The following is a 229-nucleotide window of genomic DNA, read 5'->3' as shown; positions in this document are numbered from 1 at the left end:
TCCTGGCACGGCGGCTGGGTCGCCTCGCGCTTCCGGTGGCGGCCCTGGTTTTTGCCACGGCGGTCCTGCATCACCTGAGTGCGGTGGCGGCGTTCGCGAAAACCGGTCTCGTGCAGGCACTCTCATGGCAGACGGTATCTGCATTCATCACGGCCCCACCCGCGCGCGGTAGTTGCCTCGGGCCGGGCGAAATCGCTGTCGCGCAGTCATTTTTTTACCTGCTGACCAT

At 65.1% G+C, this 229-nt stretch carries 1 protein-coding gene; it reads left to right on the top strand.

Going from position 1 to position 229, the window contains the following annotated elements; translation table 11 throughout:
• Nucleotides 1-35: 35 nt before the first annotated feature.
• The coding region (locus FVA95_RS32495; RefSeq protein WP_205016129.1) for a hypothetical protein at nt 36-229 on the top strand (194 nt) is incomplete at its 3' end.

Source organism: Pseudonocardia sp. EV170527-09 (genome assembly GCF_008369905.1).
Classification (GTDB): Bacteria; Actinomycetota; Actinomycetes; order Mycobacteriales; family Pseudonocardiaceae; genus Pseudonocardia.
The sequence above is the reverse complement of the archived record's forward strand: the minus strand, read 5'-3'. Positions and strand labels throughout refer to the sequence as shown.